The sequence below is a fragment of the Mesorhizobium sp. M0563 genome, from assembly GCF_040321065.1.
Taxonomy (GTDB): Bacteria; Pseudomonadota; Alphaproteobacteria; order Rhizobiales; family Rhizobiaceae; genus Mesorhizobium.
Genome location: NZ_JAMYQV010000020.1, coordinates 1 through 15020 on the forward strand (window position 1 = coordinate 1; position 15020 = coordinate 15020).

Consider the following 15020-nt stretch of genomic DNA (forward strand, 5'->3'; position numbering starts at 1 on the left):
AGTTCCCATCAGCCATCGCATCAAGAAATGCGCCTGGAACGACGACTATCTCATCAATGCCATCACTCATATGCGATAGCCCTGCTATTCCCAGGGAGTAAACCGTGGCGACGCGCAGATCGCCGGCGGCCTCGGCAGCATGATGGATGCGTCGATGTCGGGCCACGTCGGCAATGTCGACAATCGCGAGCGCGATGGTGAGTGTCTTTGCTTCAGCACGCCGCGAATGACCGGACGGTAGACCCCAGATCAGGAACCGATTGATAGGGTTCTTGTGCTCCGGGACGCTAAGCAGAGCTTGCAAATGATGGTGTCCCGGGCGTGACGATCAGGCTTGCCGGTAAAACAGCGCCCGTCCGGTCGGAATTAGCTGAAGAAGATAATCGAAGTCGCTGATGTTCGCTGTGAGTACCGTGAACCCTAGCTTCTGCGCCTGCAGGAACAAGACACAATCCTGAAGCGCGCGGAGGCGAGCATCTTTCTGGTAGCCCTGAAGGCGGCACATGATGCCGGACAGCAGCGCAGCTTTTCCAAGCACGTCCGTATCCGGTGCGAAGACACGATGCGGGTGCATGCCGCGAACGGTAGCGCCAATCTGTTTGATTGCAGTCTTTGTACCGGGATGCTTGGGGTCCAGCACGCCGACGGTGTGCATGAGTTTCTGGATGGCAACTGTCGAATGATTACTCAGTCTGAGATCGAGCAGATCGGCGACAACATCCGGGGCGTGGCTCTGCAAACCATCAATGTAGACACAGGTATCGAGCATCAGCTCTTGCCCCGCCTCGGCAGTATCACCGAGGAACGGAAGGTCGTCGTCCTTGCGGCGAGACAGCCTTTCCTGAGGATCGAATCGTGCCCAGCGGACAGAACTGGCAAAATCAAAGTCAGTCAACTCAGAACCCGAGCTTAAGCGTCGGATCGACGGTGCCTCTCGTCTTTCTGAACGTCTGTCCGAAATTGTCGTCGAGGGCGACATTGGCGAGGGCGAATTCGATCAAGTCGGTGTCAGTCTTGATCCCGGTCTGCTTCTTGGCTTTTTCGATCAGCGCCGGACTGATACGACCACCGATCCGCGTGCTCTTCTCACCCAGCAGACCAGAACGTTCCGCCGCCTTCATGACGGCCTCAACACGGGTTCTGCTGACCGCGACAGACTTGCCGGTCTTTGTTGCCCGACCAGTCTTCGGAAGTGGCTCGCCGGCCTTCCTCGTCATTTCGATTATACCGGCCATACCGGCGCGCTTCTGAATGGCAAATCTCCCTTGCCGTTCCGCGCCACCACCCGTGTGTTTCTTCCTCGCTGCCTTCGCCATGACGCAGCCTCCAATGTCTGACATTTCACGATTTCGTCCAACATAACATGATTGAGACAATTTTCAAGGAGCCACCGAAATGCGGCGACGGCTGGGGGTCTCGGAAGCCCGGCAGGGCGAACGCCTGGATGCGATGCTTCTCGCCGACGCCGTGCGGCGCGCCTATGCGAGCGCGGCCACAGTCGGTTCCTCGATGCTGGTGGTGGATACCATCAGCGAGCGCGCCGCTGCCTTCTATGAGGGAAACGGCTTCGTGCGGCTGCCGGACTCCCTCCGGCTGGTCCTACCGATGCACGCAATCCAGCAACTGGTGGAGCCATGATCGACGCAGCACCTACATCGCCTAACGTCAGGCGCTCTGTCGCTCGGGCGGCCAAAGCCGGGCAACAATGTCGCAAAATCGCGTCACCGCATCCCTTGTTGCGCCGCTTCGCCAAAACAGAACCGAAAAATAGGCGACTTTTGTGTGCACCGAGCGTGCACGTAGCGCTCTAAACACTGGCTTCCTGTCCTGTTGCCAACCCATCACTGGATACCTCAGAGCACGCTGGATGATCCAAACGCTAATTCCGCGGCGTCATGGTCGGCCTTCAAAGCCCTTGGCCGGGAAGTTGGTACGCATAGTCGGAATCAAGCAACACCCTTCCGAACTGGATTTTGAAGCCGCGGATAAGCGGCTATGATGAGCGTGCCGAATGCAAGTAAGGTTCGAGGAGGCTCGAACAATCGGCATTAGAGGAGATTACGTCGATGACGAACGTTCGCGCCCTTGTCCTTGAACGCCAGCACGAACTCAAGCTGCGTGACATCGATCTGCCACAGACCGTGGGCCCGTGCGAAGTTCGCATCAAGATCCATACGGTGGGCGTCTGCGGCTCTGACGTGCATTACTACACGCATGGCCGCATCGGCCCGTTCGTGGTCGAAGCGCCGATGGTCTTGGGCCACGAAGCCGCCGGCACCGTCGTCGAAACAGGGGAAGGCGTCGAGCATCTGAAGGTCGGCGACCGCGTCTGCATGGAGCCGGGTATCCCCGATCCCAATTCGCGGGCGAGCCGGCTCGGCCTCTACAACATCGATCCGGCGGTCAGGTTCTGGGCAACGCCGCCGATCCACGGCGTCCTGACGCCCTATGTCGTCCACCCCGCCAACTACACTTTCAAACTGCCCGATAATGTTAGTTTCGCCGAAGGCGCCATGGTGGAGCCTTTCGCTGTCGGAATGCAGGCGGCTGCCAAAGCGAAGATCGCGCCGGGTGACACCGCGGTGGTGATTGGCGCCGGGCCGATCGGCACGATGGTGGCGATCGCTGCCCTCGCCGGCGGCTGCGCCCGCGCCATTGTTGCAGATCTCGCCCAACCCAAGCTCGACATCGCCTGCGGCTATCAAGGTGTGATCCCGGTCAACATCCGCGACAAGAGCCTGGCGGCGGAGGTAAAGCGCCAGACCGATGGCTGGGGCGCCGACGTCGTCTTTGAATGCTCGGGCTCGTCCAAGGCATGGGAGACCCTGCTCGATCTGTCGCGGCCCGGTGGCGCGGTGGTGGTGGTCGGCCTGCCGGTGGCGCCGATCGCATTCGATGTCGCCACCGCCTCGACCAAGGAAGTCCGCATCGAGACTGTGTTCCGCTATGCCCACCAATATGAGCGGGCAATTGCCCTGATGGGGTCGGGCCGGGTCGACCTAAAGCCACTCATTTCGGCGACCTTCCCCTTCGAAGACTCCATCACCGCCTTCGACCGCGCAGTCGAAGCTCGGCCGGCGGACGTAAAGCTTCAGATCCGATTGCCGGAATAAGGCGAGTTCCAACGAAGCCCGGGCGGTCCTCCCGATCTCCTGGACGCGTTCCGTAGCTTCTTGGGCCGCCAAGTTGGCGGCGACCCTGGCGCTTTTGATGCTGGTACACGGCATTGCCAGCGGCGTTGCCTCCAAAAAGAGCTCATATCAGGCGATGACGGCGTCCCGTGGGACCGGCGTGGGACCGCGAGCCATCCCTTGAGCACTGATGGAACCGACACTTGACAAATCGGCGGCCGTCCGACACGTTCTTAACAAAAGGCACAACAAACTTACAAAAGTTCAAGTTGGCACAATCTGGCCGATAGGGAGAAGGGCCGATGCGTCTCTGTGACCGAACGGAGATTTGCGCGTGAGCACGGTGACCGTGACCCACGAAACGCCCAGATGGGCCCTGCCCCGGTTCATGACGGCCGAGCATCCTTTCCCCTGGCTCGCGCCGATCACGGTGATGCTTCTCGTTTTCGGCATCTATCCCCTCGCCTATTCGGTCTGGCTGTCGTTTCACAAACGCAACGTCGTTTCCCGGCAGCTCGACTTCGCCGGGCTCCACCAATGGACGCGCGCCTTCTCGGATGCGCGTATGTGGCATTCGCTGGAAACGACGCTGATCTATACCTTCGTCGCGCTTGCGGTTCAGCTTGCGCTCGGCATCCTCATCGCGCTTCTGCTTGACACCGACCGCAAAGGCTACGGGGTGCTGCGGGCGCTGATGACATTGCCGCTGGTCGTGCCGCCTGCCGTGACCGGAATGATGTTCCTGCTGATGCAGGACGGCTCTTTCGGCGTCCTGTCGTTCTACCTCTATGCCCTCGACCTGATCTCGCCGGCACAGCCGATCCTGACGCAGCCGGGAACCGCATTGGCGGCGATCCTGCTGGCAGACATATGGCAATGGACGCCGTTCATGGTGCTCATCATCCTGGCAGGGCTCAGGGCGCTGCCGAACGAGCCTTTCGAAGCCGCCGCGATCGACGGCGCCAACGGCATCCAGACGTTCTGGCGGCTCACATTGCCCATGCTGCGCAAGGTGATAGCGGTCGCGGTGCTGATCCGCGGCGTCGATCTCTTTCGCATCTACGACTACGTCTACATCATCACCGCCGGCGGGCCAGGCACGGCCACGGAGACGCTTTCATTCTACGCTGGCCGTATCTACTTCACCGGAGACTTCCCCTATGCCGCGACCCTGTCGCTGATCGTGCTCGTCGTCTTGATCGTCGTGTCGAACGTCTTCGTCAGGCTGTTCAAGGTGAGGTTCTGATGGAACCGTCGCGCGCCCAAACGATCGCCCGTGACGTGTTCGCCGTCCTGGTGGTGGCGATCTTCATGTTCCCGATCGCGTGGTGGGCTCTGTCGTCCATCAAACCCTATTCGGCAATCTTCGACCGCAGCGGACCGGTCTACGTCGGTTTCACGGCGACGCCGGACAATTACCGTGTGACGTTGCTTGGCGTTTCGCGCGTCGACATCGGCATGGAACAGGGCGGCGAGGCGGCCGGGGTCATCAAGGGTGGCGCCAGCTCCTACGATTCCCGCCAGTCGCTGCTCGACAGCGCCGTCATAGCCGTCGGATCGACGGCCCTGACGCTGCTGCTGGCCACTCTGGCCGCCTATTGCCTGTCGCGAATGCAGTTCAGCGGCCAGCAGTCCTTCCTGTTCTGGATTCTCTCGCAGCGCTTCATGCCGCCAATCGCGATCGTCATTCCGATCGTTTTCATGTTCCGGGATCTCGGCTTGCGCGATACCTATACAGGGCTCATCCTCGTTCACAGTTTGATCAACCTGCCGCTGGCGGTTTTGCTTTTGAAGTCGTTCTTCGACGATGTTCCGCGCGAGGTTGACGAGGCGGCGCTGATTGACGGCGCGACGCGCTGGCAGACGTTCCGACGCGTGGTCCTTCCCATGGTCAAGGGCGGCATCGCTGCGACGGCTGTGCTGTGTTTCATCTTTTCGTGGACCGAGTTCCTGCTCTCACTGTTCCTGACAACGTCGATCCGCACTGTGCCGGTGAAGATCTCCACCTTTGTCACCTCGACCGCGACCGAGTGGGGCTACATCACAGCGCTCGGCACGTCTGCGATCATACCCAGCTTCATCTTTATCCTGCTGGTTCAACGGCATCTGGTCCGCGGCCTCACCCTCGGGTCCCTGAAGGAGTGAGGCGCAGGCGAGAAGAACGACGACAAAAACGCAACGGAGGAACGATCATGAGCTTCAGAGAACACGACAAGAAGACATTCGTCGCCGATACCTGCAATGACTTTACGGCGCGCCGAATAACCAAACGCGACTTCATGAGGAAGATGGCGCTCGCTGGTGTCGGCTTTTCTGCCTTCGGATCGGCTATGCTAGGTGGTGGCCGCACCAATCGGGGGATGCTGGGCCTCGGGGTTGAAGAAGCCCGCGCCCAGGACGCCGATATGCTGAAGTGGCTGGCCGACGTCGGCAAACCATACGCCGGCACCAAAATCCGCTACACTTCGGAAGCGACGCCGCCAACGATCGTGGCCAACCAGCTTGTCGCGGGTGAATTCACCAAGGCAACCGGCATTGAGGTGGAAGTCGAGATCGTGCCGCTGGAGCAGGTTCTCGCCAAGGCCACGCAAGACGTGCAGGGCCAGCTTGGCACCTACGACGTCTACTATCTCGACCAGTCCTGGATGGCGACATTTGCTCAAGATGTCGTCGATCCGCGCGAGTATTATGACCAGAACAAAGAACTGGCGATGCCCAACTTCGACTGGGACGATTTCTCCAAGCCGCTGGTCGACGGCATCGCCATGTACAACGGCAAACAGTGCGGAATTCCATTCGATATTCCGATCTTCATCCTGATGTACCGCAAGGATCTTTTCGACAAACACAATATTGCGCTGCCGACAGATCTCGACGCCTACCTCAAGGCCGTGCAGGCGCTCACAGAGGCAGAAAAAAGCAACGGCATCTTCGGCACAGCGTGCCAGGCGAAGTCCGGCCACTATTCGCTGGAATGCGACTGGACCTTCGCATTGTGGGGCCATGGCGGTTCGATCTTCAACAAGGACAAGAAGTTTGTCGGCAATGACGAGCGCGGCGTGGCCGGACTGCAATTCTATCAGGAGCTGGTCAAAAACTCGCCGCCCTCGGCGACGACTTGGACCTGGGACGGTCAGGGACAGGCGTTGACACAGGGTCAGGCCGCCATGGCAATCACCTGGGGCGAGGATTTCCCCGGCTTCGACGCCAACGATTCCAAGGTCAAAGGCCTGTTCGAGGCCCTGCCCGCGCCCAAGGAGGTTCCTGGCCGCCGCGCCGCCGCCGATTGCGGCTTCAACGAAATCCCGGCCGTCGGCCACCAAGGTGGCTCGACGATCTCGCTGTCGCAATATTCCAAGAACAAGGAAGCAGCATGGCTGTTCATGCAGTGGGTCTGCTCGAAGGATGTGATGGCGCGGGTATCGACGCTCGGCGGCGGCGCCTCGCCGATGCGCAATTCCTCTTTTACAGATCCTCGGGTCAAGGCGAAGGCCGTTGTCGGGCCCGGAACGACACGCCATTTCGACGCGATCAAATACACTATCGACAACCAGATGGGATCGGAGCCGGACATGCCGATCTGGGCGGATCTGTCGAACAACGACATTCCGGTTGAGCTCGGCAAATTGCTTACGGGCCAGGACTATGGCGGCGATGCCAAGGCATGCCTGGATGCCATTGCCGGCATTGTCGACGGCAAAGTCAAGGATGCCGGTCTTTAGCGGCTAGTCGGTGATTTGGGCGAAGGCGGCTTCGGCCGCCCTCGCCGTTTGGCAATGTGGCGGCAATGGTTCCGGATCTCGTCATCGGCATCGATTCCTCGACCTCGGCAACCAAGGCGATCGCCTGGGACCGCAATGGTCTGGCCGTGGCTGAAGGTCGTGCACCGCTTGCAATGTCCAACCCGCGTTCGGGCTATTTCGAGCAGGATCCGGCCGAATGGTGGGCCTCGACGGTCACGGCGCTTCGTTCTGTCGCGGCAACAGTTTCGCCCGCACGCATTGCCGCCCTTGCGATTGCCAACCAACGCGAGAGCTTCGGCCTTTTCGACGAGGAGGGCCAGGCGGTCGGGCCCGCGACCCTCTGGCTCGATGAGCGCGCCCGTGGGAAAGCGCGGCGCTTCGGCGAGAGCTTCGGCGCAGCACGTGTCCACGCAATATCCGGCAAGCCGCTGGACGTCATTCCTTGCCTCTACCGCATGATCTGGTTTCGCGAGGAACAACCCGAGATTTTTGCCCGCGTGGAGCGAATGGCCGAAGTCCACGGCTATCTGGTCTTTCGCTTGAGCGGCCGGTGGGTGACGTCCACCGCATCCGCCGACCCGATGGGCATACTCGATATGCGAGCTATGGACTGGTCGAACGAAATACTCGCCGCAGCGGGCATCGCCCGGCGCATGATGCCGGACCTGGCAAGGCCCGGCACCGTTCTGGGCCAACTGACTTCGGAAGCGGCCATTTCGACCGGCCTGCGCGAGGGCACGCCGATCGTCGCCGGCGGCGGCGACGGTCAATGCGCCGGAACGGGCGCTGGTGTGTTGCAGCCGCGATGCGCTTACATCAACCTCGGCACGGCGGTCGTCTCCGGCAGCTTCGGCACGGACTACGTCCACGACCAGGCCTTCCGCACCGAGACGGCGGTCGCCGATGACGGCTATATCTATGAGACGTGCCTTCGCGCCGGCACTTTTCTGGTCGACTGGATGGCGCGCGAAATGCTTGGCGTCGATCTGCATGGCTCAAGCGATGCTCTGGAGGCGCTCGAGGCCGAAGCCGCTGCCAGCCCGATCGGCGCAGGCGGCATAATGCTCCTGCCCTACTGGCAGGGCGTCATGGACCCGCACTGGGATAGCGCGGCCCGTGGTGTGATTGCCGGGCTATCTGGCTCCAGCCGCCGCGGCGACATCTATCGCGCCGTGCTGGAAGGCATAGCGCTGCATCAGGCCGCGACAAGTCAGCGGGCCGCTGCGGCTGCCGCCCAGACCATCGACCAGTTCATAGCCATCGGTGGAGGAGCGAAGTCCGACCTGTGGATGCAAATTCTGGCGGATGCACTCGATCGTCCCATAAAGCGTTCGACGACGGTGGAAGCCTCCTCGCTTGGCGCGGCGATGGCAGCGGCAAAGGGCGTGGGCTGGTTTTCCACCATCGCCGAAGCGTCGACCGCAATGGCCAGCGCGCCGGCCAAAACCTTCGAACCGGACGCGAAACGGGCCGAGCTCTACACCGAACTTCTTGCGATCCATGCCGATCTTTGGCCAACGCTTTCAGCCTGGAACCAGCGACTCGCGGCCTTCATGGAGACCGATCATGGCTGAAACGACCAACTGGAACGCGTTGATCGAGGACGTTGTCGCGGGACGCTGGACAGATCCCAAGACCGGCGCGGCCACGATCCTGCCGTTCCAGACGATCGAATTGCTGGAGACGACGGAGGGCCGCGAGGCGGATCTCGTTGCGCCCCTGGCGCTCGGCCGTCGCATCGCTGTTGTGTCCGATGTCAACACCGTCGATGTGATGGGCCGGCGCGTCGCGAAGGCGCTGCGCGCCATCGCCGACATCAGTGAAATCGTGCTGCCTGACGGCCTCGACTGCGATGAGGCAACGATCCAGATGGTCAGGGAGAAGACGCGTCACGCCGACGGGGTCGTGGCCGTCGGGTCTGGCGTCCTCAACGACAGCTGCAAGCATGCAACCTTCCTCGACGAGCGGCCCTATGCCGTCTTCGGCACGGCCGCCTCGATGAATGGCTATGGCGCTTCGACAGCGTCGGTGACCTTGGCTTCAGGGCTCAAGATCTCGCTGCCCTCGCACGCGCCGCGGGGCATCTTCCTGGACCTTGGCGTTTCGGCCGCAGCGCCCGCCTGGCTCAGCGCCGCTGGGCTCGGTGACAGCCTGTGTCGTCCCACCGCCCAGATCGATTGGTGGGCTTCGCATCGGCTGTTCGACACCTACTATTCTGCCGTGCCCTACCTGCTGCAGGCGGGCGATGAGGGACCGATGCTGGCCCATGCGCCTGGCCTTGCCAGGCATGACGTCACCGCTGTCGGGCATCTCCAGCGCGTCTTGACGCTGTGCTCGATGGGTGTGTGCTTTGCCGGCGTTTCCCATCCTGGATCCATGGGAGAGCACCAGATTTCCCATTGGGTCGACATGTTCGCGCAAGACCATCATCCCGGCACCACGCACGGTCAGCAGGTGGGGGTTGCCTCGATGGTCATGGCGCGTCTGCAAGCGCGGCTGCTGGACATGAAAGAGCCACCGCAGGTGAAGCCGACCGCCATCGACGAGGCGGCGATGCTGGCCCGCTATGGGGCACAACTTGGACCACTTTGCATTGCCGAGATGAAGAAGACGGCACTCGACGCCCGCCAGACGGAAATCTTCAACCGCAGGCTTGCGGAAATCTGGCCGGCACTGCGCCAGGAGGTTCGGCCGATGGCGATGCCGGTTGCCCGCATGGAGGCAGCACTCAAGGCTGCCGGGGGGCCGGTCACCGGCACAGAACTAGGCCTGCCGCGCGCGCTTTGGCACGACGCCATTCGCTATTCGCGGGAAATCCGTGGCCGATGGTCCTTTGTCAATCTGGCCGCCGATGCAGGGCTGCTGGAGGAGTTTCTGGAGAGCGAATGGTGAGACCGCATCCGACCGTCGCCAATGACTCGCATGGCGAAAGTTGAACCCAACCGGCAAGGGCAATCGAAGGATAACAATTTATGGCGTCTGTCACCATCAGCAACATAAAGAAAGACTATGGCGCCCTCTCGATTATCGATGGACTCGATCTCTCGATCGAGGATGGCCAGTTCGTCGTTCTGTTGGGGCCGTCCGGGTGCGGCAAGTCCACACTGTTGCGCATGATAGCCGGTCTCGAGCCCATCACGTCCGGTGAGATCACGATAGGAGACAGGGTCGTCAACACACTTCATCCCAAAGACCGCAATATCGCGATGGTCTTCCAGAATTACGCGCTTTACGCGCATATGACCGTCTTCGACAACATGGCGTTTTCCATGCAGTTGAAGAAACGCCCCAACGAAGAAATCAAACAGAAGGTCGGATGGGCGGCATCGATCCTCAATCTGACCCCTTATCTGGAACGGTATCCCCGCCAGCTTTCGGGCGGCCAGCGGCAACGCGTCGCCATGGGTCGCGCTATCGTGCGAGACCCAACTGTCTTCCTGTTCGACGAGCCGCTGTCCAACCTCGACGCCAAGCTGCGCGTGCAAATGCGCACGGAAATCAAGGAGCTCCACCAGCGGCTGAAGACCACCACCGTGTATGTCACGCATGACCAAATCGAGGCCATGACCATGGCCGATGTCATCGTCATCATGCGCGACGGCCAGATCGAGCAGATCGGGCGCCCGCTTGATGTCTACGATCGCCCGGCAAACCTCTTCGTCGCCTCCTTCATCGGCTCGCCCGCAATGAACATGTTCCATGGCGAGGTGGCTTCCGAGCGCGACGCCTGGGTGGTGCGGACCGACGAGCTATCCCTCCCGCTTCCGCCAGAGGCTGCGGTCCGGCCCGGCCAAAAGGTGATCTATGGCATTCGGCCCGAACATCTTCGACCTGTGGCAGACGGGCGCGGCATCCCGGCGAGAATTACGGTTGTCGAGCCGACTGGCCCCGAAATCCATATCTTTGCCGCCATGGGCAACATTGCGATCTGCTCGGTGCTGCATGACCGCATGGAGCTCTCTCCTGGAGCTGTGATCCACCTGGAGCCAGCGCCTGAGCGAATCCACCTGTTCGACCAAGGCAGCGGCGAGCGGCTGGACAAGGAAAGAAGCTGAATGGCGAAGATCATTATCCTCGGCGCTGGCGTCATGGGCTCTGCGATGACGCTTCCGGCCGCTCACGCGGGTAACCGCATCACTCTTGTCGGCACCCATCTCGACGAGGAGATCGTCAGCTCTGTGGCCGACACAGGTCATCACCCTCGCCTCAACATCACTCTGCCTGACGCGGTAGCCGCCTGTTCCTGGACCGAATTCGGGACGGCGATGAACGATGGAGCCGACCTGCTTGTACTCGGCGTCTCGTCGGCCGGCGTTCCTTGGGCGATCGACCGCATTGCTGAAAGCATCAAGTCGCCCATGCCGATACTTATGATTACGAAAGGACTCGCCGCGAGCGACGAAGGCATCGAAATCCTGCCGCATCTGCTTGCCCGCGAGATTGAGCAACGTACTGGCTTGTCGATCTCGGTGATGGCCGTCGGCGGACCTTGCATTGCCGGCGAACTGGCCGCACAGCGCGATACCTCCGTGATCGTGGCTGGGCACGATCCCGACCAGCTGGCCGCGGCGTCACGCATCCTGCGCGCGCCTTTCTATCATGCGCGACCATCATCCGATCTCATTGGCGTCGAGATCTGCGCCGCTTTCAAGAACTTCTATACACTCGCCGTTGGGGCTCCCGTCGGGCTGCTTGAGCGAGACGGCAAGGCGCCCAACGGTGCGCTCATGCACAACCTTGCCTCGTCGCTTTTCTCGCAGTCCCTCGCCGAGATGGCGATTCTGGTCGAAGCTCTGGGTGGAAAAATCGAAACAGTGCTGGGGCTGGCCGGCTCCGGCGATCTTTATGTGACCTGCCAGGCGGGCCGTAACGGTCGCATGGGACGCCTGCTCGGCCGCGGCCTGCCCTATTCCGTGGCGAAGCGCGAACATATGAGTTCGGACACGGTTGAGGGGGCGCAACTGGCGCTGGACCTTGGTCAGGCTTTGAAGAATATGATGGGCCGGGGTGTACTTCCCGATGATCGCCTGCCGCTGACGACTGCCATCATCGACGCGATTTGCCATGATGCTCCGCTGGTTTTGTCCTTCGACCGCTATCATCGAGGCTAGCGGAGCCGGGGAAACTCGATTGATGCCTCATATCGATGAGCACATGGCTCGGCCGAGCCCGCTCTGAACCCGCTGCCGCGGAGTGGACAGGATGATCTGATGGAGAAACCAGCACGAAAGAAACGCGACGGCCGCCAAGCCGTAACGAGTTCCGTCACGGCCGATCGCGAGGAAGGGCTGCTCGTGCGCGCCGCCTGGCTTGCTTATGTCGGTGACCTCACCCAGGCGCAAATCGCCAAGTCTCTTGGCCTGACCCGCCTTCGCGTCAACCGGATGCTGGCGCATGCGCGCCAGCGGGGGATCGTTCAGATTCGCATCAATTCCAAGGTGGCGAACTGCATCGAGTTGGAGAACCGGCTGCGGGACGCCTATGGTGTCTCGGATCCAATCGTGGTCCCGACACCGCCGGATCCTGCTCTGGTGCCACAGGTCATCGCAGCCGCCGCCGGCGAAGCCCTGTCGCTTAGAATCCGTGACGGGATATCGGTGGGCGTGGGATGGGGGCGGACGCTCCAGCTCAGTCTGCGGTCGGTGACCGTGCGCCCGGTCAAAGGAATGTCGATCGTTTCCCTGCTTGGCGGGCTCACACGTGGATCGGCGATCAACATCTACGAGATCGCTTCCCGGCTCGCGGCGCTCTTCGACGCGGAATGCTTCTACATCGCAGCACCGGTGTTCACGGATACCGAGGCCACACGCGATCTGCTTATGCGCCAGTCAATTCTGGAAGATGCTTTCACCCATGCCCGCGACGTTGACGCCGCTTTCGTTTCGGTAGGCGCGGTGCACAAGGACGCCACCATCTTTCGGATCGGACTGGTAGGGGACGATGATCTCAGATCGCTCCGCCAAGCCGGAGCTGTCGGCGATATTTGCGGCCACTGGATCGGCGCCGACGGACAACTGGTCGATCACCCGCTAAACAGTCGCGTCATCGGCCTCGCCCCCGAACATCTGCGCGACGTCGACACTGTGATCCTGCCCTCCGGCGGCCTCGACAAGGTTCCGGTGCTGCGCGCCGTGTTGCGCTTGGGTGTCGTCGATGTGCTGATCACCGACGAGAAAACCGCTGAGGCGATCCTTACGGAAAAGCCGTAGCGCAGACTGATCTCCACCAGCAGAGTGGCTCGCGAGTGATTGCTTCTTCACGTCACAGCACCTCGTGGATTTCCTCGATCGAAGTCTCGCCGATCGGCTTGTCCAGAACGATCTCTCCGCGCGCCATCGCCACGACCCGGTCACAGCATTCGAAAACATGATGCATGTTGTGGCTGATGAAGACGCTAGTGATGTTCTGGGCCTTGAGGCCACGAACGAAGCCGATCACCTTTCGCGTTTCCTTCACCGAGAGATGGTTGGTTGGCTCGTCGAGAATCATGACTTTCGACTTGAAGTGCATGGCCCGGGCGATCGCCACGCCTTGGCGCTGGCCGCCCGACAGTTCGCCGACCAGCGCGTCGGGCGACCGCAGATGCAGGTCGACGTCGGCGATCGCCTTGACGCTTTCGTCACGCATGCGCTTCTGGTCCAGGATGCCGATACCGAAAACCGAACCCTTCACCGGCTCGCGTCCGATGAAAACGTTGCGGGCGATGGTCATGGTCGGGACCATGGAATTGTACTGGTAGATCGTCTCGATGCCGCGTTCCATGGCGTCGCGCGGGTTAGAGAAGCGGACCGGTTCACCTTCGATCCTGATCTCGCCGCCATCGGGCTTTTGGGTGCCTGAGAGGATGTTGATCAGCGTCGATTTGCCGGCGCCATTGTCGCCGACGAGGCCCAGTGCCTCGTCGGGATAGATATCCAGCGTAACGTTTTTCAAGGCGTGGACGCCGGAATACCATTTCTGGAGGCCCTTGATCGCGATGATGGGGGCCGCCATGATCAGGTCTCCACCTTCATTGCCCTGCCCCGCTTTCGAAGCCATGCGTTCATGACGACCGCGAAGATAGTCAGAAAGCCGATCGCCATCTTGAACCAGTTGGCGTCAACCTGGCTCAGCACCAGTCCGTTGTCGATGACGCGGATAAGGGCCGCCCCGATGATGCCGCCGAAGATGGTGCCGATGCCACCAGCCAACGAGGCGCCACCGATGACGGCAGCCGACACGGCCTGCAGCTCCAGCCCCTCGCCGATCGACGGCAGCGGGGCGCCGAGCCGCATCACCTGAATGGTACCGGCAAAGCCGGCGAGCACCGAACAGATCATGAAGCAGGCGACCTTCACCCGGGCCGTCGGGATGCCCATCGATTGCGCGGCGGGCAGAAAGCCGCCGGTGGCGCGCACCCAGTTGCCGAAATTCGTGTGCGACAGGAGCACGGTCACCAGGATTGCCACGGCGAGAAACCAGAAGAACGACATGCGAAAGAGGTCGCCCGGTCCCACATAGACCGTAAACAGCCATTTGGGCAGAGCGTTAGCTGGTATGACAGGAGGGAAGCCGCCGGAGATTACCACCGTCAGCGAACGCGCGATGAACAGCATACCAAGCGTGGTGATGAAGCTTGGTATCGCGAAACGAATCGTTATGAACCCGTTGAAAAAGCCGATGAGGGCAGCGATCGCGAGGCCGGCGGCAAAGGCCGGCGCGAACGGAACGCCTGCCGCGAGCATCACCGCCATGGTCATCGGGGTCAGCGCAAAGACCGAGCCCACCGAAAGATCAAACTCACCGCATATCATCAGCAGGGTCACGCCGATCGCGACCAGCCCCATTTCGGGCAGCAGCCCAAGCATTCCGCGAAGGTTCTGTGTGTTCAAAAATACGCCGTTCGAGCGAATCTGAAAGACAATGAGGAGCAGGAGCAGGAACACGACCGCCGCAAGCTCCGGCTTCTCCAGATAAATCTTCATCAAACGCTTCATCATTCGCTCCGGCTCGGGATCGTTTCCGCTGGTTATCGCATCGGCAAAGGGGATGGCGGCAGTCTGTCTTCTACCGCCCTTGACGGGGAAGATGCCGCTGGAGGATGGGGACGGAGCCAACGCCCAAGACCGTGTTGCCTGGCCCTCCCCCTTGTCCAGCCGACCTCTCC

Annotated in this window: 15 protein-coding genes; 10 read left to right on the forward strand and 5 right to left on the reverse strand. The window is 61.3% G+C overall.

Annotation, left to right across the window (positions count from 1 at the left end; translation table 11 throughout):
• From NKI50_RS22995 to NKI50_RS23005, 3 genes are all read right to left on the reverse strand, one after another.
• Positions 1-304: hypothetical protein (locus tag NKI50_RS22995; RefSeq protein ID WP_352717627.1), on the reverse strand; the 304-nt coding region annotated here is incomplete at its 3' end.
• Between the two features lie 24 nt (positions 305-328).
• Positions 329-895 (reverse strand): type II toxin-antitoxin system VapC family toxin, encoded by a 567-nt coding sequence (locus tag NKI50_RS23000; RefSeq protein WP_352496462.1) that lies wholly within the window; start codon positions 893-895, stop codon positions 329-331.
• A 1-nt stretch (position 896) separates the two neighbouring features.
• Positions 897-1316: a hypothetical protein gene (locus NKI50_RS23005; protein WP_352717629.1), complete on the reverse strand. Its 420-nt coding sequence runs from the start codon at positions 1314-1316 to the stop codon at positions 897-899.
• Positions 1317-1395: 79 nt separating this feature from the next.
• Between NKI50_RS23005 and NKI50_RS23010 the strand changes: the two genes are divergently transcribed.
• The 10 genes from NKI50_RS23010 to NKI50_RS23055 all read left to right on the forward strand — a co-directional run bounded on the left by NKI50_RS23010 (position 1396) and on the right by NKI50_RS23055 (position 13083).
• Entirely contained in the window at positions 1396-1638 is a 243-nt protein-coding gene (locus NKI50_RS23010) for an N-acetyltransferase (RefSeq protein WP_352717631.1), read from the forward strand.
• Between the two features lie 428 nt (positions 1639-2066).
• Complete coding sequence (locus NKI50_RS23015; protein WP_352496459.1) at positions 2067-3113, forward strand: NAD(P)-dependent alcohol dehydrogenase; 1047 nt, start codon at positions 2067-2069, stop codon at positions 3111-3113.
• A gap of 352 nt (positions 3114-3465) precedes the next feature.
• Positions 3466-4377 (forward strand): carbohydrate ABC transporter permease, encoded by a 912-nt coding sequence (locus NKI50_RS23020; protein WP_352717633.1) that lies wholly within the window; start codon positions 3466-3468, stop codon positions 4375-4377.
• Positions 4377-5276, forward strand: coding sequence for a carbohydrate ABC transporter permease (locus NKI50_RS23025; protein WP_352717635.1), 900 nt, complete (start codon positions 4377-4379; stop codon positions 5274-5276). Before NKI50_RS23020 ends, NKI50_RS23025 begins: the two co-directional genes overlap by 1 nt.
• A 47-nt stretch (positions 5277-5323) precedes the next feature.
• Positions 5324-6853 (forward strand): ABC transporter substrate-binding protein, encoded by a 1530-nt coding sequence (locus NKI50_RS23030; RefSeq protein ID WP_352717637.1) that lies wholly within the window; start codon positions 5324-5326, stop codon positions 6851-6853.
• 65 nt (positions 6854-6918) lie between these two features.
• Positions 6919-8448, forward strand: coding sequence for a xylulokinase (locus NKI50_RS23035; RefSeq protein WP_352717639.1), 1530 nt, complete (start codon positions 6919-6921; stop codon positions 8446-8448).
• Positions 8441-9766 (forward strand): iron-containing alcohol dehydrogenase, encoded by a 1326-nt coding sequence (locus tag NKI50_RS23040; protein ID WP_023722152.1) that lies wholly within the window; start codon positions 8441-8443, stop codon positions 9764-9766. Before NKI50_RS23035 ends, NKI50_RS23040 begins: the two co-directional genes overlap by 8 nt.
• A gap of 80 nt (positions 9767-9846) precedes the next feature.
• Positions 9847-10929 (forward strand): ABC transporter ATP-binding protein, encoded by a 1083-nt coding sequence (locus tag NKI50_RS23045; protein WP_023722153.1) that lies wholly within the window; start codon positions 9847-9849, stop codon positions 10927-10929.
• Entirely contained in the window at positions 10930-11985 is a 1056-nt protein-coding gene (locus NKI50_RS23050) for an NAD(P)H-dependent glycerol-3-phosphate dehydrogenase (protein WP_352717642.1), read from the forward strand.
• Positions 11986-12168: 183 nt separating this feature from the next.
• Complete coding sequence (locus NKI50_RS23055) at positions 12169-13083, forward strand: sugar-binding transcriptional regulator (protein ID WP_352717644.1); 915 nt, start codon at positions 12169-12171, stop codon at positions 13081-13083.
• 52 nt (positions 13084-13135) lie between these two features.
• Here the strand turns inward: NKI50_RS23055 and NKI50_RS23060 are convergent, their stop codons facing one another.
• Complete coding sequence (locus NKI50_RS23060) at positions 13136-13867, reverse strand: ATP-binding cassette domain-containing protein (protein WP_031194992.1); 732 nt, start codon at positions 13865-13867, stop codon at positions 13136-13138.
• Positions 13868-13869: 2 nt separating this feature from the next.
• A complete protein-coding gene (locus NKI50_RS23065; protein ID WP_031194994.1) occupies positions 13870-14850 on the reverse strand; it encodes an ABC transporter permease in 981 nt (326 codons plus the stop codon).
• Positions 14851-15020: the final 170 nt, after the last annotated feature.

Coding starts and splice junctions, on each gene's coding strand:
- NKI50_RS23005 (WP_352717629.1), bottom strand. CDS start 1,316: ATGGCGAAGGCAGCGAGGAAGAAACACACGGGTGGTGGCGCGGAACGG.
- NKI50_RS23010 (WP_352717631.1), top strand. CDS start 1,396: ATGCGGCGACGGCTGGGGGTCTCGGAAGCCCGGCAGGGCGAACGCCTG.
- NKI50_RS23015 (WP_352496459.1), top strand. CDS start 2,067: ATGACGAACGTTCGCGCCCTTGTCCTTGAACGCCAGCACGAACTCAAG.
- NKI50_RS23025 (WP_352717635.1), top strand. CDS start 4,377: ATGGAACCGTCGCGCGCCCAAACGATCGCCCGTGACGTGTTCGCCGTC.
- NKI50_RS23030 (WP_352717637.1), top strand. CDS start 5,324: ATGAGCTTCAGAGAACACGACAAGAAGACATTCGTCGCCGATACCTGC.
- NKI50_RS23035 (WP_352717639.1), top strand. CDS start 6,919: ATGGTTCCGGATCTCGTCATCGGCATCGATTCCTCGACCTCGGCAACC.
- NKI50_RS23040 (WP_023722152.1), top strand. CDS start 8,441: ATGGCTGAAACGACCAACTGGAACGCGTTGATCGAGGACGTTGTCGCG.
- NKI50_RS23045 (WP_023722153.1), top strand. CDS start 9,847: ATGGCGTCTGTCACCATCAGCAACATAAAGAAAGACTATGGCGCCCTC.
- NKI50_RS23050 (WP_352717642.1), top strand. CDS start 10,930: ATGGCGAAGATCATTATCCTCGGCGCTGGCGTCATGGGCTCTGCGATG.
- NKI50_RS23060 (WP_031194992.1), bottom strand. CDS start 13,867: ATGGCGGCCCCCATCATCGCGATCAAGGGCCTCCAGAAATGGTATTCC.
- NKI50_RS23065 (WP_031194994.1), bottom strand. CDS start 14,850: ATGAAGCGTTTGATGAAGATTTATCTGGAGAAGCCGGAGCTTGCGGCG.